We start from the raw sequence: 707 nt of genomic DNA, 5'->3' as shown, positions 1-707 counted from the left end.
GTGCTGCTGGACCTGGCGCAGAAGGGCATGCCGGCGCTGGCCAAGCTGCAGATGCTGCAGATGATGGACCTGCCCGCCGCGCTGCAGCGCATCACCGTGCCCACCGCGGAGGACGAGGAGACGGCGGCGCTGGCGCTGGCGCAGCTGGTGGCGGGCGTGGGCATGGTGCTGCTGGAGTGCTGGAAGCACGTGGGGCAGGAGCAGGGCTTTGCCAGCGAGGCCGCCGTGGCCGCCGCCGCCCAGCTGCACCGCATCATGCCGCTGGCCTGGTCGCTCATTGGCCACGAGCTGTGCTCCGTGGGCCTGGCCGCGCTGGAGTTGGCGCAGGCGGCGGTGAGCAGCATGCGGGAGTCGTGGGCGGCGGAGGCGGCGGCGGCGGCGGCGGCGGCGGGGCGGACGTTCTGGCTGGCGGAGCAGCTGCCCCTGCTGCTGGACATGGTGCTGCGCCGCGTGCGCTACCCGCCGTCCTACGCCTTTGGCGCGGCGCAGCCCAGCGAGGAGATGGAGGAGTTTGACCAGCTGCGCGAGCGGCTGCGCCACCTGTTCTCGCGGCTGGCGGTGCTGTCGGGCGAGCGCGTCCTGACCTTCCTCGCCGCCGTCTTCTCCTCCGCGCTGCCCGCCGCCTCGCTGGGCGCCCTGCCCTTCCACGACGTGGAGGCGGCGCTGACGCTGCTGGGCGCGCTGGCGGAGAAGGGCGTGGACGTGGG

1 protein-coding gene is annotated in these 707 nt (G+C 74.3%); it reads left to right on the top strand.

Translation table 11 applies throughout. The features are described 5' to 3' along the window. Positions 1-707: hypothetical protein (locus tag ACK4SE_RS14000; protein ID WP_409693936.1), on the top strand; the 707-nt coding region annotated here is incomplete at both ends.

This window comes from Brevundimonas sp., from assembly GCF_046293315.1.
Classification (GTDB): Bacteria; Pseudomonadota; Alphaproteobacteria; order Caulobacterales; family Caulobacteraceae; genus Brevundimonas.
The sequence above is the reverse complement of the archived record's forward strand: the minus strand, read 5'-3'. Positions and strand labels throughout refer to the sequence as shown.